This window comes from uncultured Campylobacter sp. (genome assembly GCF_937997535.1).
Lineage (GTDB): Bacteria > Campylobacterota > Campylobacteria > Campylobacterales > Campylobacteraceae > Campylobacter_B.
Genome location: NZ_CALKTT010000101.1, coordinates 20,146 through 44,121 on the forward strand (window position 1 = coordinate 20,146; position 23,976 = coordinate 44,121).

Here is a 23,976-nt window from a genome sequence, read left to right on the forward strand (position 1 = left end):
CAAATTTAGCCTATTTAGGGTAAATTGAACGCCAAACGCTGCCGCAAAAACCCGTAAATTTGCTCGCTTGCACCCAGAAATTTGCCGCCGATAAACCGCGTAAAATTCGCCGCAAACGAGATCGCTACTGCCGTCATGTTTCCTAAACCTTAGCATAAAATTTCGCCGTAGCAATGCCGCAGCGACATAATCTCGTTACCCCGCAACGATGCCGCGCCACCCGCAGCGATATTGCGCCGATATAATTTCATTGCCGTAGCCTCGTTGTCGCAGCTATAGTTTCGTTACGGTGTCGATAGAATTTCGCCATCGCCGATATTCTCATCGTCGCAGCAATGTCGCCTCGCTACCGCGCCCGTCGCAAAGTTTCAAATTTTACTTTTTATCGTGGTTTTTAACCAGATACTCGATGATATTTACCGCATTATCGATGCCGCAATACGACGTGTCGATGCAGATATTGTAGTTTGCGGACGCACCCCAGACTTGGTTGGTGTAGTATTGATGAAAGCTCATCCTGCCCGCGTCGCTTTCTTCCATATACTCGCGCGCGTCGGTATGGCCCTCTTTTTCCAATCTAGCGAGCTTAAACTCATCGCTCGCGCGTAAAAATACCGTCAGCAGATCCGGATGTCCGCGCAAGAAAAACCCGGCGCAGCGCCCAAGCACTATAACGTTGCCGCCCGAGACGATCTTTTCGTAGATTGCTACGATACGATCGCGCTTCTGCTCATTGGCTAGCTCGTTGTGCGATATTGCCTGAAGCAGCGTATTTACGGGCATTTCGTTGTAGAACTCATACATCTGCTCGAAGCAGCCAAGCTCGTCTGCTTTGCGGAGCAGATCCGCCTTGGCTAGATAGGTGTAGCCTAAGCGCTCGGCTAGTTTGCGCGCGGTTTCGCGCCCGCCTGCGCCCGTTTGTCTAGCGATCGAGATTATCATATTTTCTCCTTAGATGAAATGTGCAAAAATACCGGCACCGATGACGGTAAGAAGTCCCGTAACTGCCATCGCTAAAGACGCCATCGCGCCCTCTACGTCACCGATCTCAAGAGCGCGCGCCGTTCCCATCGCATGGCTCGCGCAGCCTAGGGCGATACCTTTTGCCATCGCCTTTTTGATGCCAAAAATTTTAAGTAGCGCCTCGCCAAATACACTGCCGATGATGCCCGTAGCGATGATGCAGGCCACCGTTAGTGTCACGATGCCGCCTAAGCTTTCGCTGATACCCATACCGATCGGCGCCGTGACGGATTTCGGTAGTAGCGTGACATACATTGTGTGATTTAGCCCAAATATCACCGACATCGCGTAGATGCTGCCTAGTCCTGCGATCATACCCGAAATCAGTCCTGCAAAAATAGCTAAAAAATTACTTCGCAAAAGCGCCAGCTGCTCGTATAGCGGTACGGCTAGACAGACGGTAATCGGCGTTAAGAAAAAGCTAATGTGCGAGGCGCTCGCATTAAATTTCTCGTATGGAATTTTAAAGATTAAAAGCACGCAGACGGTAAGCACGATACCGATTAGAAGCGGGTTGAAAACAGTTAGCTTAAAGCGCTTTTTTAGATAAAGTCCCAGCTCAAACGAGCCTAGGCACAAAAATACGCCGAAAAAAGCGGAGTTCATTAAAATTTCTCTCATTTTTTGTCGTCTCCGGATAAAATTTCGCGCTCCAGCTTCGCATCCACGCCCTTTGTATTCGCGCCGTCTTGTTCGTGCGCGGCTGCGTAAAGCCTGCGCTTAACGCGGGCGAGGGCGATTTTATAAAAGATCTGCGTTACCGCGCCGCTTGCACCGATGACTACTACCGTAGAGACTGCCGTAATCGAGATGATTGCGAAAAGATGCTGGCGTAGCGCGTCGCCTGCGATGATGATCGCAGCGCCCGCCGGGATGAAGATCACCGGCATAATCTGCATAAAAAACGACACGGTTTCTCTGATCTGCGATACTTTGATGAGTTTGAAGATCAGGGCTAAAAGCATAATGACTAGCCCATAGATGCTAGCGGGGATCGGCACAGGCACGAGCGCCGCCAAAATCTCCGCAACAAAAGATATTCCTAAAATCACACTAAATTGGATTAAGTAGTTCAAAGTTTACCTCGGATTAAAATTTAGGGCTAAATTTAGCACTTTGCAGTTAAAATAGATATTAATCTTGCTAGGTTTGGGCGAAATTTTGCGGCAAAATTTACTTAAGTAAGCTCTGTAGCTAGGCTGTAGGTAGAATTTTGCGATTTATTATAGCGCTAAATTTAGCCTTGCGGCACGGATAAAATCTGGCGATGACTATTCAATCAAGCGTCTCGCCTAGCTCTATTTTGACGCCGAGCACCCTGCAGACTAGATCGAAAATTTCAATATCGACGTTGGGCGCGTATTCGTCCAAGACGGTGTAAACTTCGGCGCGCATATCCTCGTCATGGCCCGGGTGCGAGCGCGAATACAGCTCGTCCGTGCGGCGCACGAGCGTGAGATTATCGATATCTCGCTCGCGCATCGCCTGCTTGAGCCGCTTTGAAATTTGCCATTTGAAACTTTGCATTTTCGCTCCTTTAAATTTGTGCGATACTAGCTAAAAGGGCTTTAAAATTTAATTTCTTAAATTCGACGACGCGTTTCGGCGCGATCAGCGAACCTGCGCCGCTCGGTCTTGCGCTTGCAAATATAAACGAGCCGGGTTTAGATTGGGGCTTACCGGCTAAATAGAAGATTATCTTTGCGTAAATAGCGCTAAATCTTGCAAAGCCAATGGGATTACTTCGCCGTGCGAAGCGCCTTCGTAGAGCTTAAACTCGCAAGAAAGCCCCTTTGTTTTTAAAATTTCAGCTAGATCGGCTACTTTTAAAATTCCCGCTTTATCGGTTTTCCCTTTACGCATTTCACTCGAGCCGGCAACGAGTATTATGAATTTTGCTTTTAAATTTGATCTAAGCTTTCCCTCGTCTAGGGCATCTCTGATCAGCTGTGATTCGCCCCACCATAACGAAGGTGAGGCGATAAAAAACTCGTCGAAAATCCCATCGTCGCGCAGCAAAGCATAAATACCGAATAGCCCGCCAAAAGAATGTCCGAAGTAAATTTTATCGCTTTTTGCCGTAGAGTATTTTTTCTCCACGAGCGGAAATAGTTCATCTTTTACGAAATCGTAAAATTCTGCCGCGCCGCCGCCGTTTGCATATTCTTCGCCGCTCGCCGCGGGCGTTAAATCTCTCGTGCGACGCTTAATATCATATGCTAGCGGGCTGTCGTATCCGATGCCTACTATAAGGACGGTTTTGCTTAATTTCGGCACCGCTTTTGCGTTTTGCTTTGCGCCATTCGCATAAATTTTCGCATAGGAGTTTAAAAGTATCGGAAACTGCGCGTTCGCATCAACCATAAAAACTACCCTATCGTAGCGAGCGACATTTTTTTGGCGAGCTATAAAAATTTTATATTTTTCGCCGTTCTTGCTTTTTAGAATAAAATCGCTCACGCTAAATATCTCGCGTGCAGTCTCGCTTATCCGCTCGATCTTTTGCGGCGGTTTTGCCCCCAGATCGCAAGCGAATAAGCACGCCAAAAATAGCGCGTCAAATACCGCAAGAAAGCTCTTTAGGCTTACCATTTAGCGTTTACCTTAAACCAAAACCTCCTGCCCTCCTCGGGGTACCAATAGTAATTGCCGTCGTCTGCGAGACCCTCGTCGTATCGGACGTTATCAAAGATATTATAAGCGGTTAAATTTAGGCTCAGATTATCGTTTAAATCGTATTGTGCGCCCAAATCCGTAGTAAAAAGCTTTTTGTCGTTTTTGCTAACCCTATTGCCCGGACCGAATTGCACGCTTGTAAGCTCGCTTTCGTAATTAAGACCGATAAAGGTAGAAAGCGGAGCGATAGGCCTATAGCTAAGCGTCGCATGTGCGGCATGCTTCGGAGTAGCGGTCAGGGATTTGCCATCCAGCCTACTAAGATTGGTTTGGCTAAATTTAACGGCGCCGTTTGGCGTATAGATCGTAGGATCCCCGGTTTCGATCTCGGAGTGGCTATAGGTGTAGTTTGCCTTGAAATTTAGCTTTTTAGTAATATCGTAATCGCCATTCAGCTCAACGCCGTAAACCTCGGCTCCTTCTATATTAAAATACGTTCCCCAACCCGGGCAATTAACGCTCGGCGCGCCGGCGCAGCCTCCGTAAGCGGGAATCCTATTAATATTGCTGCCATCGGTATCTAAAATTTTATCTTTGAAGTCGTTTTTAAATAGCGTGATATTGCCGCGCAGATCGTCTGCATTGTCGTAATAAAGCCCGATCTCGTAGGTCGTGCTTTTCTCGGGCTTTAAATCCTTGTTACCGAAATCTATAATCCTCCAGCCGCCCTGAATCGTGCCTACTTCAGGCGAAATTTGATTGACGTCGGGAGTTTTATAACCGGTTGCGACGCCGCCTTTGATCGTCCAGGTATCGCCTATATTAAACGTCGCGTAGGCTCTGGGTGAAAAGTGGTTGCCGAAGTATTCGTTGTGCGTGAGCCTGCCGCCGAGCGTTAAAAATAGCGTATTTTCCAAAATTTCAATCTCGTCCTCTAAAAATCCCGCATGCTCGTTCATAGAAAATCGCTGCGGAGAGCGTAAATTTTGCCTGCTCGCGTTTGAAACGATAAAAGTCGTTCGCACATCCTGTTTGCTAAAATCATAGCCGAAGGTAAGCGTATTTATACCGAGATAAGTCGTAAATTTGGAATTAAAATTTCTATTTTTTACGATTGCGGGAGAAAGGCTATCAAAAATGCTCGTACGGCGAGTCTTATCCCAAAAATAACTTATATCAGCACTTAAGCTCTCAAACTCACCCAAATATCCTACGCCGTGATTTTCTCTTTTATATTTATAGTGATTTAATCCACGCGCGTTGGGATAAACGGCGGTTTTACCAAGAGTCCTTGAATAATCGTGATTTTGCCTTCCGGTTTGAAAGTAAAATTTATTATTTTCATCCGGCATTAGCCAAAGTTTTGCGTTAGAATCTGATTTATCACTCTTCTGATAGCCTCCCTTATAGCCATCCTCGTCGCGCAGCTTTTTATATCCCCACAGCTGAAGTGCCACATACTGCCCAAAGGGAATATTGACGTAAGCTTCGCCCATCTTGCCGTCTCCGATACCCTCGTGATCTTGGATAGTTGTAGATATAGCAGCACTTCCGCTAAATTTAGAAAAATTCTTTTTCGTAATGATATTTATCACACCGCCTACCGCATCGCTTCCGTAAAGCGAGCTCATAGGTCCTCTAATAACCTCGATACGCTCTATCGCTCCTGCGGGCGGGATAAAATTTGAGTTCATATCGCCCGCTCCGCCTTTTGGGTTCGCCGCCGCGGAACTTACGCGTTTGCCGTCGATAAGCACAAGGGTTTGAGAGCTTTCCATTCCTCTGATGGATATCCCGCTTGCCGGGCCGTCGTCGCCTGCGATAACGCTGACGCCCGGCATTTTATTCGCGATATCGTGCAGCGAAGTGAAGCTGCCGCTTGATATCTCTTTATTATCCAAGGTGGAGATGGAGGCCGGCGCCTGCCTGATATCTTGGCGAAAGCCGCTCGCGCTTACTACGATCTCGCCAAGATTCGTGCTATTTGCGTCACTGCTTAGGTGTGAGCCTTCGACGCCGCATAAAATCGAAACGCTCGCGCATATAGATAATGCGATAAATTTCGCCTTTTTAAAATACATATCTTTTTGCATTTTTGTTCCTCTATTTTGAAATTTAATCGTGGATTATAACTCAAAGCGGATAAATTTAATATTAATTATTAAAGTATTTTTATAGAATTAAATTTAACTAATAATTCCCCATTTCATCGATATTTTTATAAAAATTATTTTAAATAAAGTACAACATATAATCAAGGAGTCACTCTAAATAAGTAAAATTTTGTGACGCTAATCCTTAATCATCAAGTTATTTTGGAGAAATTTTGCACAGTTTTTGATTTTATCTGCTTTAAGAATCATTCTCGCTTTTGTGGACGTGTATATTTAACCCATCGAAGGCATTTCAAGCGGCAAGACAAAAACGGATTTTGCTCTATTGATTTCGCGTATCCTGTGGCTTGCGATAATCATATAGACAAGCATGGATTTAGTACACGATAGTTTTAACACGGTACCTTCGTATGAATAAATTCATCTACTAAGCAGCATAATTACTTCGGCGCAATTTAAAATTTTTAGTAGTTTAGATAGACGGATTTAAATTTAGAACAAAGAGTCAATTCAAATTTAAAATCCTGGTGCAAGAATAAAAAGCAAGAAGATAAATTTAATAAGACCCCGCAAATTTATCTAAAATTTAGCGGGATCAAATTTGATTTTACGCCGCAGGCGCGCTATTTTCGGCGTGCATACCATCTGAGTCTTTAGGTCTTAAAACCCACTGCTTTGCAAATATCAGCGCGTAGATCGCAGCGCCGATGCCGTAGCTTGCGTATTCGCTCGGGATAAACTCAATAAATTTCGCGCAGATATTAGGCACCAGCATTAGCGGCGTTACGAGCAGCAATAGCAGGCGCTCTATCGGGTTACATTTTGTTACGAACCAGCCCTGCAGCGAGGAGCTGAAGGCAAACATACCCACGATCGCCGTGGCAAAAATCAGCACGATTTGCAGTGGATCGCTGATCCAAACGATGCTTTTTGAATCCATCGGATCGCCGATGCTTTGGATCAAAAGCAGCTTATTATTGAAGAAAAACGCAAACGGAAGCACCGCCGTGCGCAGATCATACACAAAGCCCTGAAGTCCCACAGTTACGGGATTTGCCTTTGCGATGCCCGCCGCAGCGTATGCGGCGATGCCCACCGGAGGGGTATCATCGGCTAAAATTCCGAAATAAAATACGAAAAGATGCACTGCGATCGCAGGGATCAAAAAGCCGTTTTTGCCCGCTAGTATCAAAATCACTGGCGCAATCAGGCTTGAAACGACGATATAATTCGCCGTCGTAGGAAGTCCCATGCCTAAAATCAGGCTCATTATCGCAGTCATCAGAAGTATCAGAACTATGCTATTTCCCGCGACCGCCTCCACGAGCTCTGAAAGAACCTGTCCCAGCCCGGTAAGCGAGATCGAGCCGATGATGATGCCCGCTAGCGCGGTAGCTACGGCGACCGTGACCATATTTTTAGCAGCACCCACCATAGCCCAAAAGATATCGACAAAGCCGACGATAAAATCGGACTTGCCAACCTTTTCGCCAAATATCGTTTTTTTAGCGGGCTCTTGTACGATCATTATTAAAAATAGCACGCAGATCGAGTTAAACGCCGCAGAGATCGCGCTTTTTTTCAGAATCAATAGAGTAAAAAGAAGCACCAAAATCGGTATTATGTAATGAATGCCGCTAAATATAATTTTTAGCTTTGAAACCTTGGCGTAATCGCGGCTGCCGCGAAGCCCTAGCTTGCAGCTTTCAAGATGCACGATGAAAAATAACCCCGCGTAGCAGACGAAAGCGGGGATCACCGCCGCGATCATTACGTTGGTGTAGCTCATACCTAAAAATTCCGCGATGATAAATGCCGCAGCGCCCATGATAGGCGGCATAAGCTGCCCGTTTACGCCTGCGGCGACCTCGATAGCGCCCGCTTTAGTGGCGGTAAGCCCCGCTTTTTTCATTAGCGGGATCGTAAAGGTGCCCACCGTCACGACATTTGCGGTCGAGCTGCCGCTTACCATGCCGGTTAGTCCGCTGGCGATTACGCTAGCCTTAGCAGGCCCTCCGCGGAAGCGACCTAAAATCGCAAACGCTACGTTTATAAAATACTGCCCCGCTCCGGCTCGCTCCAAAAGCGCGCCGAATAGCACGAACAGATAGATGAAGCTGGTGCTGACCCCCACTGGTACGCCAAATACGCCCTCTGTAGTTAAAAACATATGCCCTGCAAGCAGTTCAAAGCTTGCGCCGCGGTGCGCAATGATATCGGGCATATAAGGACCGAAGTAGCAATACAGAAGAAAGGTAAAAGCGATAATGCCAAGCGCTGGTCCCATCATACGGCGACCTGCTTCAAAGAGTATGAAAATTCCGATAAAGGCCGCTACGATATCTCTGGTTAGATAATTTCCCGGGCGCTGCGCTAGCCCGTTAAATTCTATCGCAGGATACAAGATTGCGGCGACTCCGACGATTAATAAAATATAATCGTAAAACGGGATATAAAAATGCGCCTTAGAGCGCGGGCGAAATGGAAAAAGCGAAAAAATTATAAAAACAGCGAACGCCAAGTGGATCGAGCGCGCGATATTCGTATTTAGCGTAAAATACGCGATATAAAGCTGAAAGACCGACCACGCGAAGCAGACCAGCGTCACGAGCCAGAAGAGCTTTTTAGAGGTAAATTCTCTACTTTTTACCTCTAAAACCTGCTCGTCGTTTTGTGTAGATTTCTCCATCAACTAGCCTATTTCAGCAGTCCGGCTTCTTTATACACCGCCTCTGCCGCAGGATGAAGCGGCGCACTAAGCCCCTCTAAAAGAGATTCTTTGCTTACCAAATTTAGCGCAGGATGTAGCTTTTTATACTCGTCAAAATTATCAAGTATAGCTTTAACTACCGCCCTAACCGCTTCGTCGCTTTGGCTAGCGTCAGTTACGAGTACAGCCTTTACGCCGATAGTCTGCGTATCGTGATCTACCCCGTCATACATTTTTGCAGGTATCACGCCTTTGGCAAAATATGGATATTTTTCTAGAATTTTTTTAATATGCTCATCGTCGATGCTAACTAAGTCGATAGGAAGCGAAGTCGCCGCATCAGTGATATTTGCGGTCGGATGTCCTACGACGTAGAAGTATCCGTCGATCTTCTTATCTTTTAGCGCCATAGGGCATTCTTGCGCGGTTAAGACACCGTGCTGGGCGAGCTTTTTAAGATCGAAGTCGTAGTTTTCAAAAACTATCGTGCTGGTTAACTCGTTGCCGCTGCCTGGGTTTCCGATATTGATCTTTTTGCCCGCAGCGTCGCCGTAGGCTTTGATACCGCTCTCCTTAGAGACGACGAAAGCCAAAAGCTCCGGATAAATCGAAATTACGGAGCGTAAATTTTTATCCGCCGCGCCTTGAAATTTGCCCGTACCGTTGTATTTATCATAGACGACATCGCTTTGAACGAAGCCGAAATTTAGCTCTTTTTTAAGCACGTTATTGACGTTATATGTCGAGCCGCCCGTCGATTGCACAGAGCATTTCATATTTTTATCCATATTTACCAAGCGGCAAATCGCGCCGCCTACCGGATAATAGGTGCCGGTCATACCGCCGGTGCCGATATTGATGAACTCCTTAGCGCCTGAAACGCTAGCTAGTAAGGCCAAACCGGCCAAAGCAACAGAAAATTTTTTCATCTTTGCTCCTTTTTGAGTTAAAAGTTTGAAAGTATTGCTAAATTTCTATAAAATTCTAATAAAAACAGATCGAATTTCGCGCAAATTTACTATTTTACACATCGTGGTGCAGGTGATTTAATATCAAAGTAGGGTGGCGATCTACTCTCATATGCAGAATTTTACCGCGATAAAATTCTAAGCTTGAAATCCAAACGCTCGTGGATAAAATTTAACGCTATAAATTTCAAGTCTTAATAACTCACGCCGCTAAGATACAACCCGTTCGGCGGAAAGGGGATTCTGCTAAGAGCTCGAGAGAAGCTGATCTTGCGCCCACTCTGCACGGATTTTAGCGCGTTTGCGACCATCAGCCGCACCTGCGCTCGCAAAAATCCGTTGGCTTTAAAATTTATCAAAGTCAAATTTCTAAAAGAGTAGGCGCGCGCGACGTAGAGCTCGCGCACAGGGCTTTTTATGTCGCTGCCGCTTTTCATAAACTCGCTAAAATCGTGCTCGCCGACGAAATTTGCAAGCGCAGCATTGAGCGCGGCAAGATCCACGCGCGGATAAAACACGCAAAAATCGCTAAGAAAGGGGCTTGGACGTCCGTGGTTTAAAACGTAGCGATAGCAGCGCGCTACGGCATCGTAACGCGGATGAAAATCGCGCGGTACCTGGCTGATGTGTTGCACAAAAATATAGGGCGCGCAGTGGCGGTTTATGAGCTCTTTTAGGCGCGACAGCTCCCAGTGCACGGCGCATTCGACGCAGCTTACCTGCCGCAGCGCGTGCACTCCTTTATCGGTGCGCGAGCTGCTGATGAGCGGCGCAAAGATCCCCACGCGCCCCAAAGCCGCGCGTAGCACGTCCTCGACGCCGCGCCCGTGAGGCTGAGACTGCGAGCCGCTAAATTTCGAGCCGTCGTAGGAATAGACGAGCTTGAGCTTCATGCGCTCGGAGTTCGCGCTCGCGGCATATGCGCACGCATCTGTGGGGGTATTTGGCGTGGCGCTTATTTTGCCTATGTGTGTAAGCTCGCTCGCTACAAAGTCGCTTGCGGGCGAGCTTTCAAGAATATTTTTTAGTTCGGACGCGCTTGCGAGGGTGTTTGCGGAAATGCCCGCTTTGTAGGCGGCATCTGCTTTGCGGGCGTCTGCGGGATGAATTGTGTAAATTTTTTCTATGCCTGCCGCGCAAATATCGGAAGCGGCGGAATCGGCGGAATTTTTGCGGGCGGAATTTAAATTTGCCGCGCGCGCGACCTCTTTGGCACAAACGGCGTCCGAATTCCGCCTGACGCTTTCGTGATTCAAACCGCAATCGGGCGCAGCATGGGTAGCCATATCGCTCGCCGAGCTCGCGATGGCGGAATTTTTAAAATTTGAAAACCCGTCGTTTAATATCAAAACCTGCTCGCCGTTTTGCGCTTCATGCTTTAAATTTACGCCACGCAAAATTTTAGACGCGCTAGGCTCGCTCGCCGAAATTTTATCCGCTAAATTTCGAGCGGACGAGCTTTCGTTTAAAATTTCGCCGTCGCAAAGCTCGGAGTCTTTTTCAGTATCTCGGGGCAATTTTGATCCTGTAGTATAGCAGCGAGCCGATAAGCGTAACGCCGAATGTCACCGGAAGCGCGATGCTTGGGTATTTGGAGAGCAGCATGATCATCGCGAAGTAGCTAAAAAGCACGCCGAAGATCCCCGCGTAAACGAAGCCCTTTTCGTAGCGATAGGTCACGATGCCGAGGCTTAGCGCAAACAGGAAGCTTGCCAGCGGAAAGAGCGAGACTAGGGTGTAGATGCTAAATTCCTTCCTACGCTTCTCGCTGCCGCTCATATCGCTCCAGTATCCGATCACGCCGCCTCCGCCGCGGATATTGCGGTCGCTTTGCGTGCGTAGGGTTAGGCTTTCAAACTCGCTTACGTGCCACTGCTCGCCGCCCATCGTGTAAATTTTGCCGTCGTGCAGCATCGCGGAAAAGCTTGCGTTTTCGTTTTTAAACTCGCCGCTGCGCGCTACGATCATCCGCTCGTGATCTTGCGAGTTGCCCGGATTATACAGCACCAGATCCTTATACAGCGTGCTTGTGCCGTTGTTTTCCTGCGAATCGATAAAAACGAGCCAGTCAGAAAATTTCTGCCCGAATTCGTTGGATTTGATATTTAGCGTCGCGCTGATCTTTTTGTAATCGATGAAATTGTCCTTTAAATTTTCGGCTATCGGCATCATAAAAAGCGATACGAAAAGTAGCGCCAAGGAACACAGCGCGGCGCTTATGCCAAAAAATAGCGCGATCTTGCGCGTGGCGTAGCCGATCGTAAATATGACGATGGTTTCGTTCTCTTTAGATAGCCTAAAAAGCGAGATACTAAGCGCTACGAAAAACGCGATCGGCACCGTAAATATGAGGATGCGCGGCAGCATGAAAAGATAGAGCTTGACTAGCTCTGAAAAATTTATCTCGATAAACGACGTAATGCGCGCGATCTGAAGGAAAAAGACGATCGACATTATGATAAAAAGCGTGCTGAAAAGCGACGCGAAGGAACCGACGAAATTGCTAAATAAATATCGCTGCACCCTATCCATAAATGACGTCCAAGAGCCTTAAAATTTGATCTTTGAAGATAAAGGTAAGAAGCAGCCCCATCGATAAAAACGGCACGAACGGCAGCTCGTAGCCTTTTTTGTTTGCGATGAGATACGCAGGCAGTGTCAAAATCGCGCCGATGTAGATCGAGATGCCGCCCAGCTTCCAGCCCAAAATCGCTCCCATGACGCCTGCGATAAAAATATCCGCGCTTCCCATCGCTTCGCGCTTTAGCACGAAGGTGACGATGAGGCGCAACACGAAAAATATCGCCGCGTATCCCGCCGCCGCTCCTACGCCGCTAAGATTAAAATCATACATCAGCGTATAAGCAAGCGAAAGCGCCGTAACTACGTAAAGAAGGCTTTCCGGTACGGCTTTATATTCAAAATCGATCGCCGAAAGCGCCATAAGCAAGATAAAGCAAAGCCCGAGCACTGCGGCTTTTGCAAGATCGGGCTCGCCGAAATACGCCGCAAGCGCAAGCGCGCCGCCTAAAAGCTCGACGATCGGGTAGCGGATCGAAATTTTGGTTTTACAAAAGGCGCATTTGCCGCCCAAAAAGAGCCACGAAAGCAGCGGAATGTTGTGGTAAAATTTTAAAGCGTGAGAGCATTTGGGGCAGTGCGAAGCGGGGAAATTTACGCTCTGTCCGCGCGGCAAGCGGTAGATCAGGACGTTGCAAAACGAGCCTACGCAGGTGCCGAATACCGCAAAAATCACGCCGTAAACGATATTTAAATCCATCTTTTTCCTTTGGAGCTTTAACTTTTTAAAATTTAATCAAACGCTCTATGGTAGCGAGAAATTTCTTAGTTTTCATTGATTTTTTGCTTCTCATAGGGGAAAAATTTTACGAAAATCGCCGCCGCGCCTACGCAAAATAAAATAGCTATTAGCCCCGCGATTAGCGGTTCGCCCCATGCCCCATATAATCCGCCGAAAATCAAAAATCCAGCCACCAGTATCACGGCGTCTAAAAGATCGAAGTTCAAAGTATCTACGATCCATAAAAACATAATATATGCGCCTATCCCGCTGCCTGCAGATGCTAAAATTCCCATTTTATCGGGGATGAAGGCAAACGCTAGCACGAAAAACAGGAGCAGGCAAATGTAGACCGCCAATATAAATTTCTTTGGTTTTTTATACACGCTGCCGCATCTTGGGCATCTTAGAGTTTTCATCGGCTTTTTGGTAAGTTTTTTGCCGCAACCGCATTGTATGTAGTAGCTCATAGCCTTCCTTTCGGTCTTTGCATGAACGCGCGGCGTGATTTTTAAAATCCTGCTGCGTTAAATTTACCGCGTCGCGCAACTCAGCTCGCGCTAGAGCTTTAAATTTAAGCGGGCGAAATTTTAAAATTCTAAAATTTTTAAATTTCGCGGCACCGCGCGCCTACGTAGTTAAAATTTTAAATTTTACAGCGCTGCAAATTAAAATCCTGAAATTTTAAAATTTCAAGGTATCGCGAGCGCCAGCTGATTAAATTTTAAAATTTACTGCGTCGCAGGGCGGTTCTGCAAATTAAAATTTTAAAATTTAAAGCGACCGTTAGAGCGACTGCGCCGCAGCTTAAAGACCGCCGAAGCGGCGTTGTTTGCGGCGGAAATCATCCACTATGCGCGCAAGCTCCTCGCGCGTGAAATCGGGCCACAGCGTCGGCGTAAACGCAAGCTCGGCATAGCTTGCTTGCCAGAGTAAGAAATTCGATAGCCGCTGCTCGCCGCCCGTGCGCACCAGCAGATCCACGTCGCCGCTGTGCGCGGTATCCAGATGCGCGCCGATGCCCGCTTCGCTTAGTCGCTCGCCACTTGCAAGCAGCCTCTCGCATGCTCGCACGATCTCGTCTCGCGAGCCGTAGTTGATCGCTAGGTTAAAATTTAGCGCTCGTCCGTTTTGGGTTAAATTTGAAAGATATTCTATCTCGCTTCGCAGATCGCCCTCAAAAGCCGATATATCGCCGATCGGATAGAATTTTATCCCATTTTGGATAAATTTTTCGCGGCGCGAGATTAGGAATTTTTGAAGCAACTTCATCAAAAATTCCACTTCGCTTTTCGGACGTTTCCAATTTTCGGTGCTAAAGGCGTAGAGCGTGAGGTTTGCGATGCCTTCGTCGATGCAAAACTCGCAGATCTGCTCCACGACCTCCGCGCCCGCTTCGTGCCCGCCGGTGCGCAGCAAACCGCGCTTTTTCGCCCAGCGCCCGTTGCCGTCCATCACGAGGGCTAGATGATTTAGGCTATTCACGGATCAGATTTTTTTCAGCTCAGCCGCGATTTTTAGGGCGACTTCGTCCTTCGGCGCGGTGTCGATCACGACCTGATCGTTTTTCGTGATGAAGGTGACCTTAAGGACGTCGCCGCCGAGCTTGATGATGTCGTCCAGTACGTTTAGGCATACGGCGTCGAGATGCTTTTCGTTTAGCATGCGTTTAGCCTCGCCGACGGCGTTTTCGCGGTCGGTTTCGAGTTTAAAGCCTACTTTTTTGATATTTCCGCGCACGGAGCTTAAGATATCCTCGTTTTCGCCCAGGCGTAAATTCCAAATTTCGCCGATCTCCGCTTTTTTCACCTTATCTTTGTAGCGCACCTTCGGCGAGTAATCGCTTACCGCGGCAGCCATTATCAAATACGCGCCGTCTGGGAATTTTGTGCTGTCAAGCGCCGATTTTAGCCCGATAGTGCTTTCAAATTTAACGAGCTTGTACGGTAAATTTTCATATTCGTTGCTAGAAATCAGCGTCACGTCCGCGCCTAGGTAAAACAGCGCATCGGCAATCGCTTTGGAGGTTTTGCCGCTGGAGAAATTCGTAATGCCGCGCACGCTGTCGATCTTTTCGATCGTGGCGCCTCCGGTGATGATGACGGTTTTATCCTCCCAAAATTTATCGTTGTAAAGCGCGCGCTTTAGCGTCTGCATTATCGCCTCGGTGCTCGCTAGCCCGCCCTTGCCGGTGTCGCCGCAAGCTAGGGTTTTTTCTATCGGATCCACAAAATACGCATTGACGCTTGCTTTTAGCATATCGATGCAGTTTTTTGTGATATTGTTTTCAAGTAGCGCGGGATTTGCGGCAGGCGCGATAACTACCTTGGCGTGAGCGAAAGCCGCGTTTAGCACCTCTAAAAATACGTTGTCGCAGACGCCCCACGCGAGCTTGTTTATCGTATTTGCCGTCGCAGGCGCGATCAAAACTAAATCCACCTTGGAATAAGTGATGTGGTTGATACCCGCCTGCCAGTTTTCGTTAGCTTTGCAAAGTACTGGGTGATCGCACAGTGCCTCGAATGCCTTGTAACTGACAAACTCCTGCACGCCGTCGCTAAGCGCGACATAGACGTCGAAATTCGACTTTTTCAGAGCGGATAAAATTTCAAACGCTTTGTAAAAACTGATACTCCCGCAAACCGCCAGTAAAACCTTTTTCTTACTCATCTTCGCTCCTAAAAAATTTATGGAAAAACCCATCTTTGTTGATTTGTTTGCTTCGGCTGATCGCCAGCGCGCCGCTTGGGACGTCGCTTGTAACCGTCGTGCCCGCGGCGATTATGACGTCGTCGGCTATCCGCACGGGCGCTACTAGCTGCGTGTCCGAGCCGATAAAGACGTTTTTGCCGATTATCGTTTTGTATTTTTTCTTGCCGTCGTAGTTGCACGTAATCGTGCCGCAGCCGATATTACTGCCCTCATCGATCTCGCAATCTCCAAGATAGCTTAAATGCCCCGCCTTGATCTTGTTTACTTTCGCGTTTTTAAGCTCGACAAAATTTCCAATATGAGTGCCTGTAACTTCGCATTTTGGGCGCAGATGCGCCATCGGACCGATGTCGGAATTTTTTACGATGCTATCTTCGATGACGCAGCCGCTTTTGATGAGCGAGCTTTCGATCACGCAAGGACCTATGATGCTTACGTTTTCTTGCAGCTCGCATTCGCCGATAAATTTCGCCCTGCTGTCGATGTAGATGCTTTGCGGTAGGCGCATCAAAACGCCTTGCTTCATCAAATTTTCTTTGATCTCGTTTTGCATTAAATTTTCGGCAATGCTGAGGGCGAGCTTATCGTTTATCCCCATGAAGCTTTGCTCGTCTACCCACACGGCGGCGCATTTTAAGCCCATATCTTTGGCGATTTTGATTGCATCCGTGAGGTAGTATTCTTTTTGCGCGTTATCGGGTTTGATCTGCGGTAGGATCTGTTTTAGCGCGTCGCTTTTGAAGCAGTAGCAGCCTGCGTTTGCGTCTTTTACCGCCTTTTCTTCCTCGCTTGCGTCCTTTTGCTCGACGATCTTTAAAATTTCGCCGCCTCTGGTGATTACGCGGCCGTATCCGAATGGATCGCGCGCGCTAAAAACGCTTAGATTTACCTCCGCGTCCCCCTCGCAGAGTTTGCGAAGCTCGGCGCTTTTTACCAAAGGCATATCGCCGCAGATTATGAGCGTTTTGGCTCCGCTGATTTCGACCTCTTTTAGTCCGCCTGCAGTGCCGGGGAAATGCTCGTGGTCTTGTTTGTAGATTTTAGCGTTTGGAAAGTGCGCTAGAACCGCGCTTTTAACCTCGTCGAATTGATAGTGTAAAATCACGCTCACGTCGTTTGAAATTTCGTAAGCTTTCTTTAGGATGTGGATTATCATCGGCTCGCCGCAAAGCTCGAAAAGAACCTTAGCTTTTTGCGACTTCATCCGAGTGCCGAGTCCTGCGGCAAGAACTATAACCGAAACGTCGTTCATTTTTACCCTTAAATTTCAAAAATCGGATAATTTTAACACATTTAAAATAAATAAAAACCTAAATTTATGCCGCGCGGGCGAAATTTAAATCCCAAATTCAACTAAAATTTTATAAAATTCCGCCTAAATTTTAAAGCTTAGGCGGACGTTTTGAAAAAACTGATTTTGGTTACTTGTATTTGGGCTTTTAGTTTCTCTCTGATAGGCGAGTTTTTGCGCGGCATAGACAGCGCGTATTTGGCATTTTCGCGCGTATCGTTGGCGCTAATTTGTTTTTTGCCGTTTATGAAATTTCGCGGCGTAAATCCCGCTCTGGCGCTTAAAATTTGCGCCGTGGGCGCCGTGCAGATCGGCGTGATGTATATCTTCTACTACCGCAGCTTTGCGTATTTGAAGGTCTATGAAGTCGCGCTTTTTACGATATTTACTCCGTTTTACGTGACGCTGCTTTACGACGCGCTTAAGCTTAGATTTCGCGCGTTATATCTTTTTAGCGTCGCAGTCGCGGTGCTAGGTGCTTTGGTGATCAAATTCGGCGCGATAAATTCCGAGTTTTTGACGGGCTTTTTGCTCGTGCAGGGCGCAAATTTATGCTTCGGGCTCGGACAGAGCGCGTATAAATTTATGCTGGAGCGCCACGGCTTTAGCGAGCAGAAGGAGCTTTTCGGCTACTTTTTCGTGGGGGCTACCGCGGTTACGGCGATTGCCGCGATCGTGCTCGGGGATTTTTCTAAATTTAATCCTAGCTTCTCGCAAGGCGCGGTGATCGTGTATCTGGGCACAGTAGCTAGCGCTCTTGGGTATTTTTTGTGGAACAAAGGCGCGTGCGAAGTCGATAGCGGCGTGCTTGCGATTATGAATAACGCGCTCATCCCCGCAGCAATCGTCGTAAATTTAGTATTTTGGCAAAAAGATGCCGATCTGGCGCGCTTACTTGCAGGCTCGGCGTTGATTTATGTTTCGCTAATTTTGCATAAAAAGATCATGAAATTTTACGCCGTGCGCGAGCAAAGAATTTAGTATTTAACTAAAATTTTATATTTTTACATTAGAATTAGCCGTTATTTTATTTGAAGTTGGCAAAATGAAAAAAACCTTGAAATTTATCGGCTCTATCGTACTTATTTTTATTGCGATATATTTTTTATACGGTAAATTTTTTAAGCAAGAAGAGGCACCGAAAGCCCTCACCACAAGGCTTGAAAAGGGCGATATAAGAGGCACGGTGACGGCTGCGGGAGAGGTTTACGCCAGGGATTTGGTCGATGTGGGCGCGCAGGTAAGCGGTCAGATCAAAAAGCTCTACGTCAAAGTGGGCGATATCGTAAAAAAAGGCGATATGATCGCACAGATCGATTCCGTCACGCAAGAAAACGAGATCGCGCAGCAAAAGGCGCAGCTTCTGATCCACGAAGCCAATTTGGCTTCTGCAAAGATCGCCGCGGCAAACGCCAAAACGCAGTATAACCGCGAGCTTGAGTTGTATAAAAGAAACGCCGCTTCCAAAGAGGCGGTGGAAAATGCTAAAAATAGCGCCGCTTTAAAGGAAGCCGAGCAGAAGCAGATCGAGGCGCAGATCGAGCAGACCAAACTTCAGCTAAGCACTGCGGAGACAAATTTTGGCTACACCAAGATCACGGCTCCGATAAGCGGCACGATCGTTTCCATGCCGGTAGAGGAGGGCAAAACGGTAAATTCCAACCAAACCACGCCTACGATCGTAAAGATCGCCGATCTAAGCAAGATGGAGATCAAGATGCAAATCGCAGAGGGCGATATATCCAAAGTAAAGGTCGGAATGGACGTAGAATACTCCATACTATCGGATCTGGATAATATCAAAAAGGCTAAAATTTACAAGATCGACCCCGGTCTTACCACGCTTAGCGACGGGACTTACGATAAAACCTCTAGCGGTTCGTCCTATTCTTCGAGCAGCAGCGACAGCGCGATCTATTTTTATGCAAAGATGCTCGTGGATAACGAAAACGATTTTTTAAAGATCGGAATGACGACCGAAAACAACATAATCGTAAGCGAAGCGAACAATACGAGCTACCTACCTACCTCCGTTATCAAGCGAGACGGGGGAGGCGATTACGTCACGGTGCTTAACGGCAAAGAGCCTGAGCAACGATACGTAAAAACGGGCGTCAGCGACGATTTGAATACTGAAATTTTAAGCGGTTTGGATGAAAAAGATGAGGTGCTTATCGCTGACGGAAAAGCCGCGCCGTTAAATATGGACGGGCCTCCGATGGTGTTTTAGTTAAAATTTTGTGGTGTGAAGATGCTAGAGCTTAAAGATATAAACAAAAAATTCATTCTCGGCGATAACGAAATCCACGTACTAAAGGACGTAAGCTTGAATATCGAAGCGGGCGAGTTTATATCGATAATAGGGCAATCCGGAAGTGGAAAATCGACGCTGATGAATATAATCGGCTGCATCGATACGCCAAGCAGCGGAAGCTACAAGATCGAAGGTCGCGAGACTGCGAATTTAAGCGGCGACGAGCTCGCGGCACTTAGAAGTAAAAAATTTGGCTTTGTCTTTCAAAAATACAATCTCATTGCTACGATGGACGCGACCGCAAATGTCTCGCTGCCTGCGGTGTATGCGGGCGTAGGGGCAAGCGAACGGACGAAACGAGCGGTAGAGCTTTTAAATAAGCTGGAGCTTGGCGATCGCACCAAAAATTTACCGAGCAAGCTTAGCGGCGGGCAGCAGCAGCGCGTAAGTATCGCTCGCGCTCTGATAAACGGCGGCGAAGTGATTTTGGCAGACGAACCTACTGGCGCGCTTGATAGCAAAAGCGGCGAGACGGTGATGCAAATTTTAACGGCGCTGCACAAAGAGGGCCATACCATCATCATAGTTACGCATGATGCGCATATTGCGGAATTTGCGGATCGCATCATCGAGATCAAAGACGGCAGAATTTTAAGCGATAAAAGAAAAGCTGAGCGGATTTTTGAGCGCAAAAAAGAGCATATCAAAACGAAAAATTCCTTTATATTTTGTAAAGACCAGCTCATTGAAAGCTTTAAAATGTCGATTAGCGCGATATTTTCGCATAAACTAAGATCGATTTTGACGATGTTAGGCATCATCATCGGCATTGCATCTGTTATCTGCGTAGTAGCTCTCGGTAAGGGTTCGGAGGAGAAAATTTTATCTGAGATCCGTAAAATTGGCACCAATACGATCGATATCTTTCCCGGTAAAAATTTCGGCGACGTGCGTGCGGGCTTCGTGAGCACCCTTACGATAAGCGATTCGAAGGTTTTGGCGCGCCAGCCCTACGTCGATTATGCCACACCAAATGCTTCTGCAAGCGGTACGGCAACATATGCTAATTTAAGCTCCAAGGCTCAACTGCGCGGCGGCGGCGTGAATTCTTTGGCGGTTAATGGCATAGATATAGAAGATGGTAGAAATTTTAGCGACGATGATATTAAAAATTCTGCCTCCGTCGCGATTATCGATCCAAACACTAAAAAAACATTTTTTAAAAATTCAGATCCGATCGGCAAGACGATTTTATTTTCGGGTAAGCCGCTTAAGATCATAGGGGTTTCAGGTAAGGATAAGAATGCCTTCGGAAGTAACGAAAATTTAAGAATTTATGCGCCGTACTCAACCGTGATGAATAAAATCACGGGCAATCGAAAAATCAGCTCTATCACCATCAAAATAAAAGACGATGTCAATACTCAAGTGGCCGAAGAGAGCCTAACACAGCTACTTATCCAAAGACACGGTTCGCGGGATTTTCATACGATGAACGCAGATACTATCAAACAAACAATACAAAGCACTACCGGCACGATGACGATTCTGATCTCCTCGATCGCGGTGATCTCGCTCGTCGTGGGCGGTATCGGCGTGATGAATATAATGCTCGTAAGCGTCACCGAGCGCACGCGCGAGATCGGTATCAGAATGGCGATCGGCGCGAAGCAATCCAACATTTTGCAGCAGTTTTTGATAGAGGCGATCTTGCTTTGCTCGATCGGTGGAGCTTTAGGAATTTTAATCGCTTTGGCGCTTGGATTTGCATTTAATACCATAAGCCCGGATTTTGCGATGAAATTTACTACCGCGCCTTTCGTGATCGCATTTGTGGCGTCGTCTGCGATCGGTATAGTTTTCGGCTATCTGCCGGCAAGAAACGCCAGCAGATTAAATCCGATAGATGCTTTAGCACAAGAATAAACAAGGAGAGAAAATGATAAATTCCAAAGTAATTTTAAGCGGCGTTTTAGCTGTTTTTATCGGCGGTTGTGCCTCAAATCAAAGTGAGGTCGAATTTAAACCTGTAGAGCATTTCAAGGACGAAAATGCAAGCTATGAAATCGATACGCTGTGGTATAAAAAATATGGCGAATCGTACCTAAATAAGCTTGTAGATCAAGCCCTTGCGAATAACTACGATCTAAAAACAGCGGCTTTAAACGTTGAGAGTGCTTATGCAAATTTAGGGCTAAGCAGGGCTGATCTTTTTCCTACGCTAAGCAGCTCGTGGAGTGCGGGCGCTAATCGCGACATAAGCACCGGCTCGAATTGGAACAAAACCTATAGCTCTGGTTTTAACGTAAGCTATGAGCTTGATCTTTTCGGCAAGATCCGCTCGGCGGTAAATGCCGAGGGCTGGAACGCTAAAGCCAGCGAGTTTGACCTTGAAAATACTCGCCTGACTCTTATAAATTCTGTCGTAAGCGGCTACTTCGAAATGCTTTATTTAAACGATTCCCTAAAATGGACAAAACAGAATTTAAGCGATTACCGAGAGATCGAAAAGATAATCAAGGCAAAATATGATTACGGCAAGTCCGAACAGCTTGATTACAGGCAGATTCAAAATTCTATTCTAGGGCTTGAAAACAAGGTATTAAGCATTCAAAAAAATATTGAGGATAATCATAAATATATGAGAAATCTCATCTCCTCCAGCTTGCAATTTGATGATAACACAGATTCGATAAATTCCATAGAATTCCAAGGCGTTGATCTAAATGTACCTTACACAGCGCTTGCTAACCGCCCCGACATTAGAGCTGCGATCGCTAGGCTAAATTCCAGCTTTTACGACGAACAGACCGCTAAGTTAAATTTCTTTCCTAGCGTGAATTTGGGCGCAGGGCTTACTAATGGGCAAGGCGTGAGCGCTAACGATAGCTTCAAGCTAAATTTTTTAAGTGGCAACGTAAGCATAAGTCTGCCGTTTTTGGATTATGCGAGGGTTGAAAACCGCCTTAAAATTTCAGAGATCGCTTTTCGCAAAAACGTCGTAAATTACGAACAGACGCTCTCTAACGCTACGAATGAGGTGCTAAATTTATATAGAATTTATCAGATCAATCTGGCTAGCCTTAAAAATTTAAGTGCCGCTTATGACGAAAAGGCGCGTATTGCCGATCTTTACGCTGCGAAATACGAAGCTGGCTCAAGTGAGCTGAAGGATATGCTAGAAGCCCGCACCGACGCCGTAAATGCCAAGATAAACGAGCTAAATCAAAGATATTTGACGCTACAAAATGAGGCGGCGATCTATCGCGCGATGGCAGGCAAATTTAAACGCAAATGAAAAAGGTTTTGATATTTTGGTTGCTTTGCGGCGCAATATTTGCTGATTCCACGGCACTAAGCGCGCAAGATGACTCAGTAAGCTTTGGTGCCAGCGCTTACGTTGCGAACGATAAACAATCAGAATTTGAGAAAAACCATAGTGAAATTCTGCTAAATCGTCAAAAAAATGAATTAGATAGGCAAAGCCTGCAAAATAATTTGCAACGTGAATCAAAAGGCGTAGGCGACCACGATGATTTTTCGATGAAAAAGCAGCCGATGCAAGACATCAAGGAGCGAAACAATAAAAATGAGCAAGACTTAAAACTGCGCCGTAAAAAGCTGCAAGGCGACGCTTATCGGCGCTAGGGCTGCTTTTGTTTATCGGTTTTTAAGTAAAGTTTCTATAAAATCTCCGCTTTACATTTTCTTTAAGGAACAGTTATGAAAAGAACGTACCAACCTCACAATACCCCTAAAAAGCGCACTCACGGCTTTCGCGTCCGCATGAAAACAAAAAACGGCCGCAGAGTTTTAAGCGCAAGACGCGCTAAAGGCAGAAGAAGATTGGCTGCGTAGGCGAATTTACTGCGATAAGCGATAGCAGGGTTTTTTCGGAGGTTTATAAAAGTGCGGCGAAGTGGCATTGCGAATGCGCTGTTGTGTATTTTTTAGCTAGCGAAGAGCGTAAATTTAGCGCGGTCGCCAGCAAAAAAATAGGCAATTCGGTCACGCGAAACCGCGCCAAAAGACGTTTGCGCGCCGCGTTTTATAATCAAAAAGACGCCATTGTTAGCGGAATTTTTATATTAATCGCAAAAAAGCAGATCATAGATATGAGTTTTGAAGACATTGAGCGAAATTTAAAATGGGCGTTTAAAAAGATCGTCGCAGTAAAATGAAGAGATTTTTTATAGTCGCGATCGGGTTTTATCGAAAATTTATTTCGCCTTTGCTACCGCGCTGTTGCCGTTATTATCCGAGCTGTTCGGAATACGCGCTTTATGAGTTTAAGTTTAACGGCGTCCTTGGCGCGCTCTGCGCTGTAACGGCTAGAATTTTAAGATGCAATCCGCTCTTTAGCGGTGGCATAGATTATCCGATAATCGCGCGAAATTTCAAATTTTGCGTATTTTCTAAAATCCGCAGCAGCAATGCCTCTGCGGATAAATTTAAGCTTTGGTTCATACCATATAAAAAAAATAGATATTACGTCATACGACTAGGAGAAAAATAGTGCTAGATAAACTTCCTCAATCAAAGCGCCTTGCTATCGCAATAGCAACTGCGCTCATATTTTTCGTAGCTTACGATCATTTTTATTTATCAAAAATTCGCGCCGCTATGGAGGCAAACGCAACCGCAGCGCAAATCGCGCAAAAAAATGCCGCCAAGTCCGCTCCGCAAACTACCGCCGCTGGCGTGAGCGCGCAAGGAGCGAATTTAAATACCTCAAATTCCATCTCCGCACCGTTAGTGCGCGTGGTTGGCAAAGAAGCAAATTTCACGATCGACGGGCTCGGTCGCATAAGCTCGTATGTGCTAAACGATGCTAAATTCCGTGATGAAAACGGCGATGCGATAAATTTAATTGATCCTAAATCACATTCTAAACCGCTTGAGATGCGCTTCGAGGACGCGGCGTTGAATACAATGGCTTTCGATACTCCTTACAGCGCTTCATCTAGCGAGCTGGACGTACGAAATG

General features: G+C 46.6%; 23 protein-coding genes and 1 pseudogene. 9 read left to right on the forward strand and 15 right to left on the reverse strand.

Annotated elements, in window-relative coordinates; genetic code table 11:
• Positions 1-375: 375 nt before the first annotated feature.
• The 15 genes from Q0117_RS10110 to glmU form a co-directional block, all read right to left on the reverse strand.
• Positions 376-942 (reverse strand): AAA family ATPase, encoded by a 567-nt coding sequence (locus Q0117_RS10110; protein ID WP_297926502.1) that lies wholly within the window; start codon positions 940-942, stop codon positions 376-378.
• Between the two features lie 9 nt (positions 943-951).
• Positions 952-1,644, reverse strand: a complete 693-nt coding sequence (locus tag Q0117_RS10115; RefSeq protein WP_297926515.1) for an LrgB family protein — start codon at positions 1,642-1,644, stop codon at positions 952-954.
• Entirely contained in the window at positions 1,641-2,099 is a 459-nt protein-coding gene (locus Q0117_RS10120) for a CidA/LrgA family protein (RefSeq protein ID WP_297926528.1), read from the reverse strand. The genes Q0117_RS10115 and Q0117_RS10120 overlap by 4 nt, the downstream gene beginning before the upstream one ends.
• A 199-nt stretch (positions 2,100-2,298) precedes the next feature.
• A complete protein-coding gene (locus tag Q0117_RS10125) occupies positions 2,299-2,550 on the reverse strand; it encodes a hypothetical protein (RefSeq protein WP_297926533.1) in 252 nt (83 codons plus the stop codon).
• Positions 2,551-2,718: 168 nt separating this feature from the next.
• On the reverse strand, positions 2,719-3,615 hold the full coding sequence (locus tag Q0117_RS10130) for an alpha/beta hydrolase-fold protein (RefSeq protein WP_297926550.1): 897 nt from the start codon (positions 3,613-3,615) through the stop codon (positions 2,719-2,721).
• A complete protein-coding gene (locus tag Q0117_RS10135) occupies positions 3,609-5,732 on the reverse strand; it encodes a TonB-dependent receptor (protein WP_297926555.1) in 2,124 nt (707 codons plus the stop codon). The genes Q0117_RS10130 and Q0117_RS10135 overlap by 7 nt, the downstream gene beginning before the upstream one ends.
• 628 nt (positions 5,733-6,360) lie before the next feature.
• On the reverse strand, positions 6,361-8,442 hold the full coding sequence (locus Q0117_RS10140) for a TRAP transporter permease (protein WP_297926556.1): 2,082 nt from the start codon (positions 8,440-8,442) through the stop codon (positions 6,361-6,363).
• Positions 8,443-8,450: 8 nt separating this feature from the next.
• Positions 8,451-9,392, reverse strand: coding sequence for a TAXI family TRAP transporter solute-binding subunit (locus tag Q0117_RS10145; protein ID WP_291937906.1), 942 nt, complete (start codon positions 9,390-9,392; stop codon positions 8,451-8,453).
• Positions 9,393-9,625: 233 nt separating this feature from the next.
• Positions 9,626-10,324 (reverse strand): tRNA pseudouridine(38-40) synthase TruA, encoded by a 699-nt coding sequence (gene truA / locus Q0117_RS10700; protein ID WP_366807803.1) that lies wholly within the window; start codon positions 10,322-10,324, stop codon positions 9,626-9,628.
• 607 nt (positions 10,325-10,931) lie between these two features.
• Complete coding sequence (locus Q0117_RS10155; RefSeq protein WP_297916887.1) at positions 10,932-11,963, reverse strand: LptF/LptG family permease; 1,032 nt, start codon at positions 11,961-11,963, stop codon at positions 10,932-10,934.
• Positions 11,956-12,711 (reverse strand): A24 family peptidase, encoded by a 756-nt coding sequence (locus Q0117_RS10160; RefSeq protein WP_297926574.1) that lies wholly within the window; start codon positions 12,709-12,711, stop codon positions 11,956-11,958. The genes Q0117_RS10155 and Q0117_RS10160 overlap by 8 nt, the downstream gene beginning before the upstream one ends.
• A gap of 65 nt (positions 12,712-12,776) precedes the next feature.
• On the reverse strand, positions 12,777-13,202 hold the full coding sequence (locus tag Q0117_RS10165; RefSeq protein ID WP_297926585.1) for a hypothetical protein: 426 nt from the start codon (positions 13,200-13,202) through the stop codon (positions 12,777-12,779).
• 337 nt (positions 13,203-13,539) lie between these two features.
• Entirely contained in the window at positions 13,540-14,217 is a 678-nt protein-coding gene (gene uppS / locus Q0117_RS10170; RefSeq protein WP_177387938.1) for a polyprenyl diphosphate synthase, read from the reverse strand.
• 3 nt (positions 14,218-14,220) lie between these two features.
• The gene (coaBC, locus tag Q0117_RS10175) at positions 14,221-15,402 is read right to left on the reverse strand and encodes a bifunctional phosphopantothenoylcysteine decarboxylase/phosphopantothenate--cysteine ligase CoaBC (protein ID WP_297926627.1); all 1,182 of its coding nucleotides are present in this window, start codon (positions 15,400-15,402) and stop codon (positions 14,221-14,223) included.
• On the reverse strand, positions 15,395-16,696 hold the full coding sequence (glmU, locus tag Q0117_RS10180; protein WP_297926632.1) for a bifunctional UDP-N-acetylglucosamine diphosphorylase/glucosamine-1-phosphate N-acetyltransferase GlmU: 1,302 nt from the start codon (positions 16,694-16,696) through the stop codon (positions 15,395-15,397). The genes coaBC and glmU overlap by 8 nt, the downstream gene beginning before the upstream one ends.
• Before the next feature lie 150 nt (positions 16,697-16,846).
• Here glmU and Q0117_RS10185 point away from each other — a divergent pair, with 150 nt between their 5' ends.
• From Q0117_RS10185 to Q0117_RS10225, 9 genes and pseudogenes are all read left to right on the forward strand, one after another.
• Positions 16,847-17,716 carry an EamA family transporter gene (locus Q0117_RS10185; protein ID WP_297926639.1) on the forward strand — a complete coding sequence of 290 codons (870 nt, stop codon included), beginning with the start codon at positions 16,847-16,849 and terminating at the stop codon, positions 17,714-17,716.
• 64 nt (positions 17,717-17,780) lie between these two features.
• Positions 17,781-18,965, forward strand: a complete 1,185-nt coding sequence (locus Q0117_RS10190; RefSeq protein WP_297926643.1) for an efflux RND transporter periplasmic adaptor subunit — start codon at positions 17,781-17,783, stop codon at positions 18,963-18,965.
• Between the two features lie 21 nt (positions 18,966-18,986).
• A complete protein-coding gene (locus tag Q0117_RS10195) occupies positions 18,987-20,915 on the forward strand; it encodes a MacB family efflux pump subunit (RefSeq protein ID WP_297926647.1) in 1,929 nt (642 codons plus the stop codon).
• Positions 20,916-20,928: 13 nt separating this feature from the next.
• Complete coding sequence (locus Q0117_RS10200; RefSeq protein ID WP_005873225.1) at positions 20,929-22,287, forward strand: efflux transporter outer membrane subunit; 1,359 nt, start codon at positions 20,929-20,931, stop codon at positions 22,285-22,287.
• On the forward strand, positions 22,284-22,637 hold the full coding sequence (locus Q0117_RS10205) for a hypothetical protein (protein WP_297926650.1): 354 nt from the start codon (positions 22,284-22,286) through the stop codon (positions 22,635-22,637). Before Q0117_RS10200 ends, Q0117_RS10205 begins: the two co-directional genes overlap by 4 nt.
• A 75-nt stretch (positions 22,638-22,712) precedes the next feature.
• On the forward strand, positions 22,713-22,847 hold the full coding sequence (rpmH, locus tag Q0117_RS10210) for a 50S ribosomal protein L34 (RefSeq protein ID WP_005873223.1): 135 nt from the start codon (positions 22,713-22,715) through the stop codon (positions 22,845-22,847).
• Positions 22,848-22,861: 14 nt separating this feature from the next.
• Positions 22,862-23,170, forward strand: a complete 309-nt coding sequence (gene rnpA, locus Q0117_RS10215; protein WP_297926656.1) for a ribonuclease P protein component — start codon at positions 22,862-22,864, stop codon at positions 23,168-23,170.
• Positions 23,167-23,505, forward strand: coding sequence for a membrane protein insertion efficiency factor YidD (gene yidD / locus Q0117_RS10220; RefSeq protein ID WP_297926654.1), 339 nt, complete (start codon positions 23,167-23,169; stop codon positions 23,503-23,505). Before rnpA ends, yidD begins: the two co-directional genes overlap by 4 nt.
• Positions 23,505-23,976 (forward strand): annotated as a pseudogene (locus Q0117_RS10225) (membrane protein insertase YidC); the annotation flags it as partial. The gene yidD and the pseudogene Q0117_RS10225, both read left to right, overlap by 1 nt.

Bases quoted from the DNA above. Each gene is read 5' to 3' on its own strand.
- Q0117_RS10110 (WP_297926502.1), bottom strand. From the start codon at position 942: ATGATAATCTCGATCGCTAGACAAACGGGCGCAGGCGGGCGCGAAACC.
- Q0117_RS10115 (WP_297926515.1), bottom strand. From the start codon at position 1,644: ATGAGAGAAATTTTAATGAACTCCGCTTTTTTCGGCGTATTTTTGTGC.
- Q0117_RS10125 (WP_297926533.1), bottom strand. From the start codon at position 2,550: ATGCAAAGTTTCAAATGGCAAATTTCAAAGCGGCTCAAGCAGGCGATG.
- Q0117_RS10130 (WP_297926550.1), bottom strand. From the start codon at position 3,615: ATGGTAAGCCTAAAGAGCTTTCTTGCGGTATTTGACGCGCTATTTTTG.
- Q0117_RS10135 (WP_297926555.1), bottom strand. From the start codon at position 5,732: ATGCAAAAAGATATGTATTTTAAAAAGGCGAAATTTATCGCATTATCT.
- Q0117_RS10140 (WP_297926556.1), bottom strand. From the start codon at position 8,442: ATGGAGAAATCTACACAAAACGACGAGCAGGTTTTAGAGGTAAAAAGT.
- Q0117_RS10145 (WP_291937906.1), bottom strand. From the start codon at position 9,392: ATGAAAAAATTTTCTGTTGCTTTGGCCGGTTTGGCCTTACTAGCTAGC.
- truA (WP_366807803.1), bottom strand. From the start codon at position 10,324: ATGAAGCTCAAGCTCGTCTATTCCTACGACGGCTCGAAATTTAGCGGC.
- Q0117_RS10155 (WP_297916887.1), bottom strand. From the start codon at position 11,963: ATGGATAGGGTGCAGCGATATTTATTTAGCAATTTCGTCGGTTCCTTC.
- Q0117_RS10160 (WP_297926574.1), bottom strand. From the start codon at position 12,711: ATGGATTTAAATATCGTTTACGGCGTGATTTTTGCGGTATTCGGCACC.
- Q0117_RS10165 (WP_297926585.1), bottom strand. From the start codon at position 13,202: ATGAGCTACTACATACAATGCGGTTGCGGCAAAAAACTTACCAAAAAG.
- coaBC (WP_297926627.1), bottom strand. From the start codon at position 15,402: ATGAGTAAGAAAAAGGTTTTACTGGCGGTTTGCGGGAGTATCAGTTTT.
- glmU (WP_297926632.1), bottom strand. From the start codon at position 16,696: ATGAACGACGTTTCGGTTATAGTTCTTGCCGCAGGACTCGGCACTCGG.
- Q0117_RS10190 (WP_297926643.1), top strand. From the start codon at position 17,781: ATGAAAAAAACCTTGAAATTTATCGGCTCTATCGTACTTATTTTTATT.
- Q0117_RS10195 (WP_297926647.1), top strand. From the start codon at position 18,987: ATGCTAGAGCTTAAAGATATAAACAAAAAATTCATTCTCGGCGATAAC.
- Q0117_RS10200 (WP_005873225.1), top strand. From the start codon at position 20,929: ATGATAAATTCCAAAGTAATTTTAAGCGGCGTTTTAGCTGTTTTTATC.
- Q0117_RS10205 (WP_297926650.1), top strand. From the start codon at position 22,284: ATGAAAAAGGTTTTGATATTTTGGTTGCTTTGCGGCGCAATATTTGCT.
- rpmH (WP_005873223.1), top strand. From the start codon at position 22,713: ATGAAAAGAACGTACCAACCTCACAATACCCCTAAAAAGCGCACTCAC.
- yidD (WP_297926654.1), top strand. From the start codon at position 23,167: ATGAAGAGATTTTTTATAGTCGCGATCGGGTTTTATCGAAAATTTATT.